Source organism: Mycobacterium sp. NGS40 (assembly GCF_059812735.1).
On the sequence record NZ_JCALDG010000036.1, the window covers coordinates 1 to 17,411 of the forward strand.

At 61.5% G+C, this 17,411-nt stretch carries 12 protein-coding genes and 1 pseudogene; 3 read left to right on the forward strand and 10 right to left on the reverse strand.

Annotated features, from left to right (window positions below; all coding sequences use genetic code 11):
• From AC5Y5O_RS29295 to AC5Y5O_RS29335, 9 genes and pseudogenes are all read right to left on the reverse strand, one after another.
• A partial coding sequence (locus AC5Y5O_RS29295; protein WP_500028521.1) for a PIN domain-containing protein occupies positions 1-195 on the reverse strand: 195 nt, incomplete at its 3' end.
• A complete protein-coding gene (locus tag AC5Y5O_RS29300; protein WP_061559523.1) occupies positions 192-440 on the reverse strand; it encodes a type II toxin-antitoxin system Phd/YefM family antitoxin in 249 nt (82 codons plus the stop codon). The genes AC5Y5O_RS29300 and AC5Y5O_RS29295, both read right to left, overlap by 4 nt.
• A gap of 93 nt (positions 441-533) precedes the next feature.
• Entirely contained in the window at positions 534-2,219 is a 1,686-nt protein-coding gene (locus AC5Y5O_RS29305; RefSeq protein WP_084954112.1) for a hypothetical protein, read from the reverse strand.
• Between the two features lie 64 nt (positions 2,220-2,283).
• A complete protein-coding gene (locus tag AC5Y5O_RS29310) occupies positions 2,284-2,481 on the reverse strand; it encodes a DUF8548 family protein (protein WP_500028524.1) in 198 nt (65 codons plus the stop codon).
• Positions 2,466-3,041 (reverse strand): annotated as a pseudogene (locus AC5Y5O_RS29315) (DUF8548 family protein). The gene AC5Y5O_RS29310 and the pseudogene AC5Y5O_RS29315 overlap by 16 nt, the downstream one beginning before the upstream one ends.
• 951 nt (positions 3,042-3,992) lie before the next feature.
• On the reverse strand, positions 3,993-4,352 hold the full coding sequence (locus tag AC5Y5O_RS29320; protein ID WP_036474287.1) for a PASTA domain-containing protein: 360 nt from the start codon (positions 4,350-4,352) through the stop codon (positions 3,993-3,995).
• A 133-nt stretch (positions 4,353-4,485) separates the two neighbouring features.
• Positions 4,486-6,378 carry a UvrD-helicase domain-containing protein gene (locus tag AC5Y5O_RS29325; RefSeq protein WP_036474285.1) on the reverse strand — a complete coding sequence of 631 codons (1,893 nt, stop codon included), beginning with the start codon at positions 6,376-6,378 and terminating at the stop codon, positions 4,486-4,488.
• The gene (locus AC5Y5O_RS29330; protein ID WP_036474283.1) at positions 6,375-8,324 is read right to left on the reverse strand and encodes an ATP-dependent nuclease; all 1,950 of its coding nucleotides are present in this window, start codon (positions 8,322-8,324) and stop codon (positions 6,375-6,377) included. Before AC5Y5O_RS29330 ends, AC5Y5O_RS29325 begins: the two co-directional genes overlap by 4 nt.
• A 302-nt stretch (positions 8,325-8,626) precedes the next feature.
• Positions 8,627-8,965, reverse strand: coding sequence for a nucleotidyltransferase domain-containing protein (locus tag AC5Y5O_RS29335; RefSeq protein ID WP_051641743.1), 339 nt, complete (start codon positions 8,963-8,965; stop codon positions 8,627-8,629).
• 25 nt (positions 8,966-8,990) lie between these two features.
• Here AC5Y5O_RS29335 and AC5Y5O_RS29340 point away from each other — a divergent pair, with 25 nt between their 5' ends.
• Entirely contained in the window at positions 8,991-10,130 is a 1,140-nt protein-coding gene (locus AC5Y5O_RS29340) for a PDDEXK family nuclease (protein WP_232232274.1), read from the forward strand.
• Between the two features lie 60 nt (positions 10,131-10,190).
• Here AC5Y5O_RS29340 and AC5Y5O_RS29345 read toward each other — a convergent pair whose 3' ends face one another.
• Positions 10,191-13,550 carry an NACHT domain-containing protein gene (locus AC5Y5O_RS29345; RefSeq protein WP_036474281.1) on the reverse strand — a complete coding sequence of 1,120 codons (3,360 nt, stop codon included), beginning with the start codon at positions 13,548-13,550 and terminating at the stop codon, positions 10,191-10,193.
• Positions 13,551-13,677: 127 nt separating this feature from the next.
• Here AC5Y5O_RS29345 and AC5Y5O_RS29350 point away from each other — a divergent pair, with 127 nt between their 5' ends.
• Both AC5Y5O_RS29350 and AC5Y5O_RS29355 read left to right on the forward strand, forming a co-directional pair.
• Positions 13,678-13,863: a hypothetical protein gene (locus tag AC5Y5O_RS29350; protein ID WP_139043417.1), complete on the forward strand. Its 186-nt coding sequence runs from the start codon at positions 13,678-13,680 to the stop codon at positions 13,861-13,863.
• Positions 13,864-13,935: 72 nt separating this feature from the next.
• On the forward strand, positions 13,936-17,382 hold the full coding sequence (locus AC5Y5O_RS29355; RefSeq protein WP_051641742.1) for an HNH endonuclease: 3,447 nt from the start codon (positions 13,936-13,938) through the stop codon (positions 17,380-17,382).
• The last annotated feature ends 29 nt before the right edge of the window (positions 17,383-17,411 follow it).

Here is a 17,411-nt window from a genome sequence, read left to right on the forward strand (position 1 = left end):
ATCCACGGGCAGCGCGTCGAACTTACGCTCAACGACCAGCAACCGCCGCAGCCTCTCGGCCCGCACCTGCTGATCTTTGGCGACCAGGACCCCGAAGTGCAGTTCTGCCAACGTGATTGCGCTAACAGCCAACTCTCCGACCAGGGGTTCGACATCGGACGCGATCACCACGCTGGTGTCGAGGATCGCCCTCATTGCTTGGCCCACGGATCATGTATCTCGTGGTCGATGGCCTCACGGTCGGCGTTCCAGGCGGGATCAGGTGGCCCAGCGAACAGGTCGGCCACGTCCGTCCACCGCCGCCAGGTACGAGGCGCCGCAGGAACGAGCCGGGCCCCCGGGCGACCCGCCACGGTGATCGTGATCTCCTCGCCCTCCTCGGCCCGGCGGACGAGTTCGGACGCGTTCTGCCGCAGCTCACGCAAGCCAACTACTTCCACACAATCTACTGTAGCACATGTGCTACACCGGTGGCATGTCGGAGACGAGGAGCCCGCGGTCAGCACGGCCTACTTCTAAGTTGTGGTCGAGTTCTAGGGCACTAGGTTCAGTAAGCGGTCGATATCGTTGCGGTGCAGCGTTAGTGGAGCATTCAGGTCGATGAACGTGTCGCGCAGTGGGCAGGGTTCTTCCCAGTCGTCGGTGAAGGCGAATTGGTCGTTACCGGAAAGGAGTGTGTTGATGTCGGCGCAGAGCTCTCGGACCGCGATGGCCATGCCTCTCGCGCCCGATCCGTCGTATCCCAGCGGGTAAGGTTCAGCCTTGCCATGGGGCGTGGGCATGATCCACGATGTGCTGTTTTCGTCCGCAACGAAAGCCGGGTAGCTGTCCTTGAATTGACCTGGTGTCACACCGATTTCGATGCTTTTCAGCCGTCCGGTTGCGTGCCGAAGTTGGGAACCAGTAGTCGCATAGATCCTTGTCGGGGTTTCGACGATCCAGGAATCGGGCTGCAGGGGGTCGTGCAAGCACTGGCGAGGGCTGTATCTATCGGGGCCTTGATCGATTGTCGAGTAGATCGAGGTGAAGCCGAGTTCGTCGGTTCGCCGCAGGGCGGTCAGCGGACGGAGGCGCTCATGCCATCGTTGGGCTAGGGGCCCGAGTTGGTTGCGATCGATGGTGGTCACGCAACCCAAGATGGGCTGCCACAGCCCCCAGTACCCCCAGGATCCATCGCCGAGCGATCCGATAAACAGTGCCGATTCTGCGTAGCGAGGGTTGGCGGGCAGATGTAGGAGTTCGGCGCGCTCCTCGTCGGTTAGCGGGTCGGGGGCGACTGGGTCGATATCGGGCACGCCGGCCACCAACAGGCCGGTTTCACTGGTCATGGTGGTCACAGACAGTGGAGTCAGCTGCAGGTTTTGAGCGGTCGCGTAATTGATGATGCGGCACGCGCGGCCGAGGAGCCGCAGCAGAACGGAATCGTCTTTACAGGCATCGACGAGGGCTGCGGAAAAATTCTTGATCTGGTACTGCGTCTGGTAGCGGGGGGCGATTTTTCGGACCTCGCCGGGCCGCCAGGCGGCCATGGCGTCCATGTCGAGGAGCCCGGACGGCCAGTACGGCACGTCGGTGCGCAGAAGGTAGGCGAGATCCGACCACGAGAAGTATTCTCGCCCAACGCTCTCCGGGCCGTCGCCAGATTGTCCGAGGCTGTCCCAGACCCCGATGCCTCGATGGCTCCGTGGGTCGTTTCGGTCGGGGTGTTCGGGGTCGGGTGTGCGGCTTTCGCTGTCGGTGACCACGACGACCGTGGAGACGTCCGTGTGCTGGCCTGCGATTAACGCAGCGAGGTCGCGGGCGACATCGACGCTCCAGGTCTGGTCTGGGTAGGCGACGATGACACGACCACGGTCGTCGGCGGGTTGCCAGAAGTGCAAGACGCCCTGGTTGCACCAGGTACCTTTTCCTACTTCGAAGGGCTCGGCCCCGAGGAACGCGGCCGGCGCGTGACGAAACGATGACGGCAGCGGATAGAGCCGTGGTATCCGTGTCCGAAAGTGAGGACGCGAGGCGTCGATGAAGTCGTAGAGGGTGGCAGGTCGCCAGTAGTTCTTGCGATCAAGTTCCAGATCTGGGGCTGGAAAGCCTTCTGCACCGCCTGCGGCGACGTCTTGCCGAATCGATTGGGGTGTGGCGTCTAGACGATCGCTTACGTAGTCTACCGACAGGCGCATGTTGTACCAGGAGGTCCTCTGCCGCACGCGATCCCACGTCATGGGCCGGACTATATGTGGCGGATATATTTGCGTCTACCACGCAGGGCATATTGGGCGAAGGAAGTCATTCCTGCTGATGGGGCCGTCCAGAGGTGTGCCGCCAGATTGCGTGGTCGAGCCCGTACACATCGCAGCCGATCGCCTCGGCCGCCGCCTTGACGAGGCTTCCTGCCTTGCGGTTGGCCAGCTGGTGTTCGTGCACGCCGATAGCACGTGCGACGAAGCGTTTGACCATCCGATCGGGTTTTACCCCGACAACCACGTCCGAGTAGCGGTCAGCGAGCTCTGCGGACGCGCCGAGGTGCTGATGCGGGCGGGCGAGAATGGAGACGTAACTCCAGAGATACCCGAGCCCTGCCCGGTCACGGCCAGCCAGTCGCGCGCGAGGAGGTCCAGACGATTCTCGACGGCAGCGGCATGTAGATCGGCGACGTGCCACACGCGGTGGTTGGCAAGCACGTGGGCTTCTTGACGGACCGCCTCGGACTTGAGGATGCCGCTTCGTGTTGAAGTGCGCCAATGATTTTCGACCTTATCCGCCCAGCCCTAGGGGCCGTTGGACCACTCAAAGGTTCCCAGTAGTTCGATCACACCATCGGTATCAGCGTCGCCGTTCTGTTCGGCACGGTGGCGTCGATATTGGGTGATGACGTTCGCGACGCCGCCGTAAGTTGCGTTGATGGAGAACACTGCGTCAATGATGCACAGCGCCAAGCTGTTTGGGTATCCTGGCGGTGCGATCCAGTCTGCTGAGGACCCGAGGTCCTGTTTGCACACCGCGACCAGTTGTTCCAACTCTTGTGCGCGGAAGTCAGTGACCACGCATATCTCCTTTGGGGCGATCCGGGGTTTGCGGTCGGTGCCACGTTATCCTCCGGCGCGGCATTTATCGGTGCGGCGGCCGGACGTCGTTGTCATCGCCAACGAGTGGCGCCCAGCCGACCCAGCAACCTCTGCAGCCGATTCGCGTACCGCCAGCTTCATCTGGCCCGCGGCTTATCCTCTAATGATGCTTGGGATTATGGGTGGGAGCCCTGAGTGCCCGCCGGTGGCGGTGCCGTTGGTGAACGTGAATTGACCGCCGCAGCCGTCGGGGATGTAGTACTGCACCGTGGGATTAGCAGCTGATAGTGAGGCGATCTGTGGAAGCGTGATCGGGCGCCACGGACCAATACTCGGTGGAGGGTTAATCCCAGCGAGCCCACCGGTCTTGATGCCGCCGAGTTCTCCCGTAATTTCGTTCGGGCCCTGTGGCGCCCAAATCGATCCGCCAATCGGGATTTGCGTAAACCGTTGAGCCTCATAGGTGTATTGGACCCATTGCTCTTGATGCCCGTCGACCACACGTGTATAGGGCGTGTAGTCCGCACCATTGATACGGACTCGGTACTGCTCCTCGACATGCGCGAACGGTGGTGCATTGTCGTCGGCCCACGTCTTACCGCCGAGCGGGTAGAAACCTGTTGGGCCGCCGGTATCCAACGGGGGCTGCAGCGGACGGTGACCAGTCCATAGCGGTGGCGGATCGTGTCCAACATAGGGTGGCGGGACGACGTTCTGCCGGCATTATGTACGGACGTCAAGTTGTCTCAACGAATCGACCGCAGGAACGCGCAGTGTTTGGTGATACGAGGTCCGGTTGCCACGGCACGCACCCGGCCGCAACCCACGTTCAATATGCTGCCGGATAGGTTCGGTGGCCTTCGGTGACCTGGTCGCTTTTGAAATTCAACACTTGCTGTGGACGGCTTCGTCTTGATTCCGGTCCGTTGATCATTGCCCGGGCGCGTTCTGGTCTTCCACGACGGTCAACTTGATCTGCTGGTCCATCTGGACCTTCGTCCCTGCCGGTGGTGACTGAGTCGCGATCTTCCACCACCCGAACGGGATAGGGGCTTTGATGGTGTCGTTCATGACGTCGTGACCATCAGGCGCAATGGCCGAGATGTTGGTGAAGCACGAGGTAGTCGAGTCCGTCATGGTGTACTCCATTGACCAGCCTGTCAATGCTGGCATCGGGATGGGCCAATTGTACGTAGTCCTGCACGCCTCCTCGGCGGTAATGGCATTCGACACCGGCACACACCAAATCGTCGTAGCCATCATCGCCGCCGCGATAAACTCGATTTTCATTCCCCTCCTTCCCGGCTGCCCTAGTCGTACAACTCATAATTTTATGTCGGCTGTCTGACGGTGAGATAGCCAATTCCTCAGTCGCACTTGATGGTTGAGCATGTAAAGGAACGGACTGGTTGATGCGGGCCGTCTAGCCGAATCTGGTCACCGGAACACCCGCCTGATCAAGTATTTCGTAGAGGTCGGCGATGTTGCGTCGGCCACCGCGTGTATCGCACTGAGTGAAGACCACTCGTTGCGCAGCACGCGATAGCCCTACGAAGAATGTGGCGATGGACGCTTCGAGATCTCGTTGGTGCGCCCACCACTGGTCATCATCTAAACCCAAGAAAAATACAGTGTGGTATTCGAGTCCTTTGCTTCGATGAATTGTTAAGAGTGGAACTGCATCTCGTGCTTCATAAGCGGTCACAGCAGCACGCCAGGAACCAGCGTCGGCACATGCTGTCTTAAGCCGCATGCGAAAAGCATCTTGTCGGACCTGAAAATCGTCCGCTGTGTCGGCGAGGTTGTAAATCCGACCGTCGGTGATGACAGAAATCATTTCTGTTACCAGGTCGACTACCGCGTCCACTGCGTCTTGGTTGCATGCATGGTCGCGCATCCACTGACGCACAATGCGGAGGCGTGCTGCAAGTTCATCATCGGTCCTGACCGAGCCGAAAACGCTCTGGTCGTCGCCACTCCGCAGATTGGCTATCGAGGAGGAGACTCCGGCCCAAGCCTGGGGGCTACCCTCTTCACCGCGCGAAGTCGCGGCGAGCTTGAGAACTCCGAGTAGTAGCTGAGCCAAGTTGTCCTTCAGTAGGTCCTGAAGCTTCATCTTTCCGACTGAGGCGTCATCATTTCGGACCACGATGTCGTACTCGCTTAGAGCGTCACGGAACTCGGGCTCGAAATCAGCCACTCTTTGACGCGCGATGAGTGCGTAGTCTGCGGGTGATCGGCCCGTCGATTCAGTATCGGCGGCAATGTAAGCGGCTATCGTGCGGGCCTCTAACCGTGCAGTACCGAACGACCACATCGTTGCAGCTTCGCCGTCTATGTCCGAGATCGCTTGCGCTGCTGCAGTAGTCGCGTTTGAATCCAGGAGTCGAGCGAACCGGTGCTGAAGATTAACGAGCGCCTCCGTCGAGCGGAAGTTCCACCGCAAGGCGTAGGGAGCGGCCGCAAAGTCACGCTGAAACTCTGAGAAGGCGTCAGTCAGCGCGCCAGCCCAACCCATGATGCGTTGCTTGCGGTCACCCACGGCCGTGACGGTGGCAGTTCGGCGAAATAGTGACCTTAGGAAGGTGTATTGCGCGAAAGTTGTGTCCTGAAATTCGTCCACGAATACATATGGGTATGTGAGGTTAATCGCCCGTTGTAGCTGTGGGCTGGTCCGTATAATCAACTCTGCCAATCGATTCAACATGACAAACTCCACGACGGGGGTTGGCAGCTCCAGATAGCTTCTGCGCCACCACTCTTCGACGGCGTAGTCGACTGCTTTGGGCGGGCTGACCGGCTTAATCGGGAGAGCGTATGTGCCCAGGATCGACGTCATGAAGGTGCCGCGCGGAATGGCGTCGATTGCCGTTTTCAGTCCTGCGGGAGCGTTGGCCGATGCTTCCGTCAACACATCTTCGACTTGCCTATCGCTACTGAACTGGATCTTGTAGTCACCAGCCATTTTCCAGCGTCCGGGCAGCAGGGTGCCGAACCGGTCCACGATGTGCTTTGTAAACGCGTCAAACGTCATCGACGTAAAGCGGTGGGCATGTTCAGGCGCCCTAAGTCCTACTCTACGTTCGAGGTTGGAGGCTGCGTCGCGTTTGAATGATATGGCGAGTATGCGCCGCGGCGCTGGACATAGACCGGTTAGTAACAGGTAACTTGCTCGCTGAGCAAGGAACTCGCTTTTGCCGGCGCCTGGTCCAGCCGTCACGCATGTTGATCTGTCGTCCCTTAGAGCTTGCCACGCCGCGGGCTCAAGATCATCAATCCCGCTGGGGCGCCAGCTATCTGGTGCTACTAAGCTCATCCTAGCCCTACTTCCTTTTCGATTGTGTCGATAAGGTCGGCCAGTACGGTAGGCGGCTGGGCAAGCTTGTCCGTTGGAACTGTGGTCAGAGCTCTGAGATGACTTGCTGGCTTAGACTTGTTGGCAAAGAGGTACCGATACCACGAGAGATACTGCTTGCGCTCCGGCGCTTTCCAGTAGTCGATAACGGGATCGGCACGTCCTAACACCGCGGGCGTAGGATCGGAATCGAAGTCTGGCCCCTTCGCCCCCTCGTCCAAATCTGCCGAGTAATAATCGAAATACGTCTCAAGCAGGGACATATCCAGGTCGAGCGGTTCGGAGAAGAAGACGTTGAAGCGGCGCAGGTGCTCTGTCCACGCGATGAGTTCGTTGTAGTCGAGATCAGCTTCAAGATCTTCGATCTGTGCGTAGCCTTGTATGTCAGCGAAAGGATCCTCGCCTAGCTTGAGGAGCTCTTGGCATACGGTCTTGATCCTTCCGACACCACCGCCATCGCGTCCCCAGTCCAGATCGAGGAGCGTGGCATACGGCACGTTGAGGCTGGACAAGAGCTGCCAAAAGTAGTTGGTATGACGTCCGCCCAGCGGAACGACTGCGACGAACGAACGGTCAATCGGCACGCCCCTGGCTTGCGCAAGGAGCGGGATAACCAGTTCCTCGGAGTCACCCTCGCACAACACAACATAGCGCGAGAAGTAGAGTTCGGGGTGCGCGCGCACCGCCTCGCGGATGTACTTGCTGGCTTCAGTGACGTCGGCAGGCAACTCAATTGGGGTAATGGAACTCGTTGCGGTCACGCGGTCATGACAGATGTGACGCACTTGGTCCGGCTCGACCCGCGCCAACGCGCTCGCCGAATGGCTCGCCAAAATCGATTGAGTCGGCGTCTGTTCCGCAAGCTCGGTCAGCTGGGCAACTACCCGCGACAAGAAAAATGGCGAGAGGTGATTCTCGGGCTCTTCGAGAGCCAAGAGTGTCAAAGCCGGCAAGCTCGATAGCGAGAGCTCGAACTGGTCCGATAGCTTCCCGGCAACAAAGTCGCTCTCGAGATCCAGCGTGGCCGCGGACAGCGCGAGGTGGAGGAGGGAACGTTGACCGTCACTCAATGCTGTGGCAGCCCGCTTCCGCCCGGTCGGTGACGGCTCAAATAGCAGCGCAACGTTGCGAAATAGTTCGCCGACGTTTCTCTGAAGCGGCTCGAACGATGGCCGAGCCTCGGTATCGGCGTGGTGCAATTGTTGCCACCGCTTGCTGAGGGCTTGTGAAATCGCGGTCACCACACTTTCGGACTGAAACTTCTCAAGTAAGTCATCGGCGGCACCTGCGAGGTGCTCGCTGAGGTCGCTTGACCAACGGCTAGCTCGCCACAGGCGTCCGCGCATAAACGCAGCCAACTGGCGAGCGCCGTCGCGCGCTGCGGGAAGGTAGAGCATCTGAATGCGATTTCGGTCGACCTCACGAAACGATGACCAACGATCGCCGTAGTCCTCGTCGAACGTGTGGACGACACGGCGCTCTTCTCCGATATTTCCATCAACTGACCCGTCATCGATCCAGGTCGCCCTAAGCACAAATCGGCACTTAAGGTGGCCATCTTCTGTTGCCGCCATCTGCTGAAAGAACTCTGGCACGCTATCGGCTGCAGCTAGAGATTCCGGGTCGTCTTCGTCGACGTTCTCCAGCTCGGGAAAAGCCAGTATCACTTCCACCTGAAGCGATCGGGCCGAGGGCGGCTCCGTTTCTGCACTGGATACATGAAAATCATCGAGTTGCACGCGGCGCTGCTCTTGAGTGCCGAACATCCGAAGAAGCGCTTCGCATACCGCGGTCTTGCCCGCGCCATTTCCGCCAATGAGAGCAGTCAGTCGCGGATCCAAATTGACCGCTGCACCCGCGGGACCGAAGCAGCGAAAATTACTAAGCTGCAGCCGCTCGATATACATAGGCCCTCCGAGCAGGCAGCCTACCCAGCACGAGGTCACTTGAGGCCACAGTTGACGCACGACTGCGCTCGCCGGCCCGCCTTGTCCGTACGGTCCGATCTCGCCCGCGAGCGATACGAGCGGTGGGAACCGAGGCAACCATCGCGTGGGCAGATCAGAAGCTGGAAACGGTCTTCGAGTCGTTACCGCAACGCGGCCTGGGTGACACGCAGCAGCTGCTTCGCACGATCGGGTCGCGCAGCACGGTAGATGGCCCGTTAGCGCGGCAACGCGATGGTGCCGCGCCCGTTGGATCCCGCCGCTCATCGATTCGCCCGGGAGTACGCCGTGAGGAAGGGGCGTTGCTCGACCTCGATCAGCAAGCTCGAGTCACGTGGGTCTTCCCATCGGGCGGGTTTGGTCTGCTCGGGATTGACGGGCCTGCCAAGGCGGCGCTCGGCGCGATCGGCGGCGTCGAAGACCTGCTGCCGACTGGCGTCGCCGATGACTAAAACGTCGATGTCGTCGGGCGGGGGTCCGGGCTGGCCGGCGTAGCGGGCTGCCCAGGATCCGAAGATGATGACCTGCTCGGCGCCGGGGAGGTCGGCGAATTCGTCGGCGATGATCTCGTGAGGTCCGAAGCTGAGCAATGCGACAGTCAAGATAACGCGAATATGTGTCCATGAAGTGCATACGATTTGGAGGGCCGTTCTGGCCACCCCGGACGGCCAGATTCACCACCTCGGCATCGTCGAGGTCGCACCAGCGCGATCACAACCACCGTCACAGCAGGGAATCTCGTTGAAATTCAAACGCCGCAATACGCTCGATCTGGCCGACCTCATCTGCGGCAACACCGGCGCCGATGTGCCCGGCCCAGACGAGCAGCCCAAGTACTTCCCCTATCGGTCGAGTTACTACATCACCGAATTCTTCGCCGACATGGACACCGAGTGGACTCACGACGGTAAGACCACCCGCAACTGGTGGGTCGCCGATGTCCTCGAGTCGATGCTCAACGAACCCCACGAAGGTCCCCCACATCCACCGGAAGTGTTCTGTCGTCTCATCGATCACCTGATGGACCCGCGCGAGGCCCTCAACGAAGGCGCCGAACGACCGGGCGCCCTTGCCCAACTCAACAGCGTGCTCACCCGCGAAGGGTTCGAGGCGTTCTACGGCGAGGACCGGCACTGCTATTTGCGTCATCTTGGCAGCGACACAGTCACAGTGCTGCAGGTCAACCCGCACCGCCCCCTAACCCCGGCCGAAACCGAGCGGCGTACCAATCTGGCCGCCTACCTCGACACCTGCAGCGAGGACCAACTGATCGAAGAGGTGCTGCTGCCGCTGTTCCGGCAGTTGGGATTTCATCGCATCACTGCCGCCGGCCACAAGGACAAGGCACTCGAATACGGCAAAGACATTTGGATGCGGTACACCTTGCCCACCCAGCACCAGCTCTACTTCGGCATCCAAGCCAAGAAAGGCAAACTCGATGCTTCGGGTGTCACAAAGACCGGCAACGCCAATATCGCCGAGATCCACAACCAGGTGCTGATGATGCTGGCCCACGAGATCTTTGATCCCGAACACAACAAGCGAGTTCTGGTCGACCACGCGTTCATCGTCGCTGGTGGCGAGATCACCAAAGCCGCACGCGCCTGGATCGGTAACGCGCTGGACGCATCCAAACGCAGCCAACTCATGTTCATCGACCGCGACGACATCCTTAACCTCTACGTCGTCGCCAACCTGCCCCTGCCGGCGGCAGCAGTCCCGCCGACAATCAATCCGTGGACGACCACCGATGAGCCACCTTTCTGATGATCGGCAACCAACGACTGTAATCGCTTGCCGCACAGTTGCTTAGACGGCCACAGGTCCTCACTGTTGAGTGCGCGCATCGATCGCGTGGACGGCCTCGATAGCGTCGCGGCCAAGTTCTGGGTCGTGAACGTAGTGGTGGCGCAACAGGTCTGCGGTGGTGGTCGTACCCACCACTCCGAGCATCCGCACGGCGTAACCGCTGGTGCCGCCCATGGGATGCCACTTCTCTCGCCCTCCTGGTAGGTCGTCGCGGTGGGTCAGGGCCCACTGCAGCAGTTCGCGAATCTGGTCGGGATAGGCGGCCACCAGCGCGCGGTGCGGATTGACCGTGGAATTCTGGTCGCCGCTGAGCAGTTCGCTGTTAGCGCGATAGAGGTCGCGGAGGATGGTGACGGTCGAGCCGGGCGTTTCGTGTGAGAGCCGGTGCCAGATACCTGCTGCCTGTTCGACCATGTCGCCACGGAACAGGTGCAGTAACAGTTCATCGACCAGTCTCCATGCGACTGCGACCTCGTCGGCCGATTCGTCTACAGGTGGCAACGTGGCGGAAATCTTGGCCCAGCCGGATAGACCATTGAGGTGTGCAGCCACCGCCTCGGAGTGACTGAAGGTCTCGCGAGGTAGTGGTCCGGCGTAACGAGCCAATGCGCGTACTACGAGGTCGTCGGCGCCGTCGGCGCCCTCGGCGAGTTGTTTTACCGCCCAAGGGGTTCCGAAGCTGCAGTCGGAGGGCATCACCGACATCGCGTACAGGGTCAGCCGCTGGTTGTCGGGCAATGAGTCAATAGCTTCGCTGTAGGGGCCGAGCACGCGTTCGTCTTCGAACATGCTGGCCACGATTCCCTGGGCCAGTGTCTGGTGATCGGGATGGTCGACGTCGCTTAGAGCGTCGGCGATCTCGCGTTGGATTCCTTCCAGCGACGTCACGGGGGTGATCTGGTCGTAGCTGGCGAGTGCGTCGATTAGCGTCGAGCTGGTACCCCAGTCGCCTAGGTCGTTGTCGTAGCCGCTCAGCACGTCGACCATGCGTTGGCGCGTATCGGATTTCAGCACACTACTGCCGTACATGGCAGACTCCAATAACTTCAGCCGAAGGTGATAGCCGCCGACCGCCAGGCCGGTCTTGACGAGGTCAGGCAGATGCTGCGCGTCGATGTCGTGGCGGATCGGATGACTGAGCAGTGCTGCCAAATAGAGCCGGCCGAGGCATCGCGGGTTGGGTGTCCACGTCGGGGTGGCAGTAGGTATGGTCGTGGCCGCGCGGTCGCCGAAATTACGGGCGTCTTGGGCGCCCTGAGTCACCAGTCCGGCCGCGGGGGTGCTCTTCTGACCGAACGGGCCGAACGTACATGCAACGACGGTGCTGATCGCCATCCGGCTGCCCGCCCCGTGAAGGTCGCGCATCGCAGTGCGCATCACGGTGTCGGTCGCGTCCATCAATGCGCCGATCTCGGGCAGAAACATGCCGTGGTAGGCACACCGTCCCGCGGCGAGCAGCAACGACTCCTCGATCGGCGTCCATTGCCGCAGGTGATGCCAGGTGCCATCGAGCGATGCGGCTTGCGGATCTTTGGCCGTGAACGTGGAATGTGGTGCGGCAGCGGCCGCCTGGACGAGCAATTCGGTGATGTCTGCCTGGGCCTGCTTGGCGGTGGGGATTCCGAACGATCCCATTGCGGCGGAGGCGATCAGCGTGGGGTCGGCGAGCTGGCGGATGGTGTCGTAGCGGCGGACGGGGTCGCTCTCCAGCATGAGTGCGTGGTCGCGAAGATCCCGGTGCGCCGGCTGGGTGAGCAGCTGGGCCAGCTCGGCGCCGTCGTGGGCGGTCAACACCAGATGCTCGGCGGTGAGGAAGCGCGCCAGCTTCTCATGGTCAAAGCGCAGCCGAGCTTGGTAGACCCGGATCAGCGGCGAAGCCAGGGTGTCGTCGATTGCCGACGGGGTGGTGGCGAGTGCTTCGCAGCGGCGCAGCGTGGTCATCACCTCCGCGATCGGAAGTGCGGTGCGCACGCCGGCGTTCATGGCCTGGGCAAGGCATCGCAGCCCGGCTCGGACGGCTTCGCTGGGGGTGCGCCGACGGATGTAGTCATCGAGGACCTCGGTGTTGCTGTCCCGGCCAGCGGGCAGATCTGCGATGACTTGTGCCGCCAGGGTGATGTCGTAGCGGGTCCTGTACTCCTCGGATTCGGCCACGCGGTCGGATGTTCCATAGGTGGTGGCGATGCGCCCACGTTCGACGCCGGTCGGCGCCTGCAAATGCACGTTGCATGTGGCGGCGAGTTGGGGCATAGAAGCGTTGGTGGTGGTGACCAAAAGCGCTGCGGGATATTGGTTTTGGAGCGCGTGGAGCTGTTCGAGCAGCTTTTCACGGTGGGGGCATTTCTCCAATGCGTCGATGACGAAGGTGATCCCGGATCCGCCTTCAGCGGCTTTCGCCAGCAGTGAGTGGGCCTCGTGTGTGCTGAACGGGCTGACCGCGCGACGTAACGACTGGATGAGGTGGCCTTTCCTGTAATCGTCGGCATCGATCCAGACCACCATCTGGCCGCGATCGGTCAGAGTCAGCGCGGCGTGTTTGGCCAGATGCGTTTTGCCCTGGCCGCTTTCGGCTGCCAGCTGGATCCGGTGCTGCCGGCCGACAAGGTGATCCGCCATGGTGTCGGCGTTCACAGTGACTGGCGCTGAGTCGATTAGCGCGGCGGCCGCAACGAGCGGTGGAAGGTTCGCTGCGGTGAACTCCCGGAACCTGCGCCGGTAGTCCTCGACAGCTGCAGCGTCGGCGCGGCGACGCAACGCCTCCGTCGTGTCCTCGCCCTCGGGGTAGAGGCCGAGATGGCGGATTACCTCGTCCCAGTGTCGGCGGTCCCAGTGTGGGAGTCCCGGCCCGGGCTGGGCGAGTCGGTCGACGAGGGTATCGAGTCCGACGACGCTGACGTAGGCGTGTCGGTTCAGCGTCGAGCCCGCGGGAATGTGCGGGTCGCAGCACACCACGGTGTCGATGTGCCTGGCGAAACCTTTACCAGTTGGACCGGGGACCACGCCTTTGCGGTTGAGATCAGCCAGGACGTCGGCGACACCGTAGGTTTCCTGGAGAGCCTGCTCGTAGTAGCCGTGATCGGCCACCATGCGCTCTGCGCCCTCAGGGAGGCGCTGGCGCCACGGGCCGTTGGGAGTGGCAATCAGCGGCAAGGTGGGGTCGACGTGCTTGAGTTCGACATTCATGCACCGCTGGTCGGAGACGATCAGCAGATCAATCTGGCGGGCTCCGCGAGCGACCGCGAAGTTGACGAGCAGGGTGGCCGGCATGTTGCGGCGAGCAAGTTCGTTCCGCACCACGTTGATAGCTCGACGCTCATGGGCGTGGGCGGGCTGGTCTCCGTAGAAAACGGTGATCTGTGTGTTGTTGTTTTTATTCACCTGTCGCCACCTTGGTGGGTGGCACTGTCGCTCAGACTACCTGAACGGTGCGACAGACCGACGACAGCCAGCGCATGGCCTCCACCACGGTCACGGTAGCCAATATCGCTGGAACCGGATTGGGTGGATGACCGTCCATACCCATATGGACGACATCGAACGCATCGCATTGCGCGAAGAAGGTCTGGATCCCGACGATCCGGCGGTGATCACCGCCATCGATTTGGTGCGCTGGGAACTTGCTCTTCTCAGCGATGGCCACAGTGACCGGCGCGGCGGAACGCGAGGTCAGCGACGCGACGCGCGGTGGTGATCTGGTCGGAGTGTGTCGAGGCTTCTGAGAGGATAAGAGCGGTTTTCCGTTCGATGCCGACAGCGAGGTCTCGTGACGATCAGCGCACAGGCGCGCAAGCTGCTGTGGGGTCGTGCCCACAACCTGTGCTCGTTCGCGACGTGCTGGCAGTCATTAACGGCCGATGAAGTGGACGCGCGAACCGGTGACGGGTTCGCGGTCGTCGTCGGCGAGGAGGCACATATCCGGTCCGGGAGCTCTGGGGGCCCACGCTATGACCCCGATTATCCCCGCGCTGACATCGATAAGTACGAGAACTTGATGTTGTTGTGTCCGACGCATCACAGCTTGATCGACGCCCACGACGGCGACGCCTACGACGCTGAGACCTTGGTCACGATGAAGCGCCGGCATGAGGAACACCAAGGACGCAAGGACCGCATCACTTCGACCGTTCGACTCTACGTCGGCAACCAGTACGAGATCGACGACCGGGTGCTGTTTGAGCAGGTCGACCTGCACGGTCCCAGTGTTGATGCAATGTTCGTCGACGTTCCGTTCGCCTGTTCACCGGACACGGCCATCGCCGAGGTCATCGAGCGAATCGCCGCTGAGCATCCCGGCGACGCGGAGGCACTAGCGGGGGCCGGCGGGAAGGTTGTGGCCGGAGCTGCTCAGGCGCTGCTGCATCCCGACTGGCGCGGCAACGCGCTGCTGGTCGGCGGGCCTGGCCAAGGAAAGTCCACGTTGCTGCAGTACGTCTGCCAATTCCATCGATCTCGCATGCTGAACAAGAGCTCCTACGCCGGCGATGACCAGCAGCTCGCGCAGGTGACACGCACGCCCCGGGTGGCAATCCGACTGGATCTGCGACGCTACGCCCAATGGGCGATCGCCAAGGCGCCCGTCGCCAAGAACAAGAAAGGCAAACCCGCGGCCAGCCCAGCCTGGCGCAGCATCGAGCAATACATCGTGGCCGAGGTGAAGAAGGGCAGCGGCGGGCACGAGTTCTCCCTGGAGGATCTGGCCACCTTGGTGTCGACCGAGCCCGTGCTGATCGCCCTCGACGGACTCGACGAGGTCGCCAACATCGACCAACGCTTGCACGTCGGCGACCAGATCGTCGAGATGTACGCGCGCCAGAAAGTTGACGCGCGTGATCTGGTCGTCATTGTCGCCACGCGGCCGGGGGCGACCACGTCGCGGCTGTGGTCCTCGCGCGACTTCCCGCGGTTCACTTTGCAGCGGCTCTCCCAGGGTCTGCGTATTCAGTACCTGAGGAAGTGGTCGGCCGTCGCCGGACTGAATGAGGAGGCCACCGACAAACTGCAGGCGACCTTCATGGACAACCAGCATGTACCGCACATCCGCGAATTGGCCTCCTACCCAATGCAACTGGCCATCCTTTTGCACCTTCTGCATCGCCGCCAGTTGCTTCCCCAGCAGCGCACGGAGCTTTACGCGGAGTATCTGAAGACCTTCCTGGATCGCGAGCAGACAGCCGAGAAGGAACCCTTGCTCGCTGATCAGCGCGACACCATCGTCAGTGTCCATGCCTACCTGGGCTGGTATCTGCAGACCAGGGCCGAAGAGGGCACCGGCGCGGGCTCGATCTCACGCAGCGAGCTCCGCACGGTGCTGCGCGAGCATCTTGAAGGCCAAGAGTACGGCCAGCAGTTCGCCGACCGACTGTTCTCGGCCATCTCCACTCGAGTGCTGTGTCTGGTCGAACGAGAAACCGATCGCTTCCAGTTCGAGGTTCAGTCGCTGCGCGAATACTTCACTGCGCTCTACATTTTCCAGAACGCCCCTCCGAAGGGGGTCGGTAATTCGCGCGACGACTGCCTGGATGCGCTGCTGCAACGCCCCTACTGGTCCAACGTCTGCCGGTTTTTCGTGGGGATGTTCTCCAAGGTCGAAGTGCGTGGGATCCGCCAGAACTTGCGCCAGTTAAGCACAGCGACAGGCGATCTCGCGCTGCATCCCATGCTGCGTTCGATGGCCGCGCAGTTCCTCGATGACCGAACCTACGTCGGGCAAGCCGATGAACCGATGCAAGAAGTGGTGAATTTCGTGTTGGAGGGCCCCGGGGTGATCCTGGCCGCAGATGGCCTGCTCGATGCGAACGGCCCGCACCTACAGTTCTCCGAACGAGCCGGACAATCCCAGGCCGTGCGACACCTCAAAGCACGCCTTGGCCAGGAGGCATCGCTGGAGATGAGATCGGCCATCGCCGCGCTGCTGCGCCGACACGGCACCACCGACGACCTTCATCAGTGGTGGTGGGCGCAGACCGCGCCCACGCTTGCGTGGTTACAGACCGCCGCCGAGTTGGGCGTTCTCCGGGAACTGAGCGATCCGGAAAACGACACGCTCGCAGCGACATTGATAGCGCTGAGCCCTGAGACGGTGTGGCTGGCCACGCTGCTACACCAAGGGGGCTACAACGGACGTCACGGCGAGATCATCTCGCTCTGCAAGACCGACATCAACGACGGCGCCGCAGATGCCATCACCCCGAGTCCGCTGACCTCAGTCGCGCCTTTGGTGCAGTGCGCGGCCAAAGCACAACTGCGACCACACACCGACGCCGCACAGCAGCGGGCACGCCGAACACGGATTCGGCAGCGAGGCCACACCGGTGATGCGTTGCTCGGCGAGATTACCGAGTTATCGAACTACCTGTCGGAGAAACCACTCTCCGACGCCACCGCCACCGACTGGTTTAACCGGCTGAAGAGAATCGCGCAGACCTGGGGTGACGGCTGGGTATTGCGACAAGCGATCGCTACCGTTCCCGCCGACCTGGACCTGCAAAGGTTGGCCGATCGCGCAGGAGCCGATGAACCGACGCTGGCGAGCGCGGCCTTATGGGAACATGACGCGCGATCGCACACCAAGGACGCACAGTGGTGGCAGCAGTCGCTCTCGTCGTGCGAGTCCGACCTGGATCGACGGCACTGGGTATTTTCGGTGTTGAGCATCGCACGTCCGCAAGCCGTACTTGATGTGACACCACGTCTCAACGAGGTGGTATCAGCACTCTCGCCTAAACACTATGCCGCAGTGAGATATTCGCTTGGATGGTTCACGAAGTCTTCGGTGGCCCGCGAACTCGTCTTTGCCGAGCCGCTGCGGCTCAAACAAGTCGAGGTGAGCCCGCGGCTGCTCTGGCTGATCCACGTGGTGGGGACCGAAGCGACCATCGAGTGGGCCGATCGGCGGCTGGAAACGGGCTTCGAGTCGTTACTGCAACCCGGATTGGGTGACATGCGGCCATTGCTGCGCACGGTCGGGTCGCGCACCACGGTGAAAGCCAAGCAGCTCAAACACAGTCGCTCACTACTCCCTCTGGGCGGGTGGGCCAGCGATATCAAACTCGGTGCGCTCAGCTTTGAGCTGGCCCGCGAGATCCTTCGCGACCCTGATCAGTGGCCGGGCGATCTCGCACAGCGAGCCGCCGAGAAGATCGGAACCAGGCTCGCATCGAAAGCCTCAACGCTGGCCGCCACCGCGCACGCCGACGCGTGGTTCACCTAAAACAGTCAGCATCGCCGTCACGATCCAGG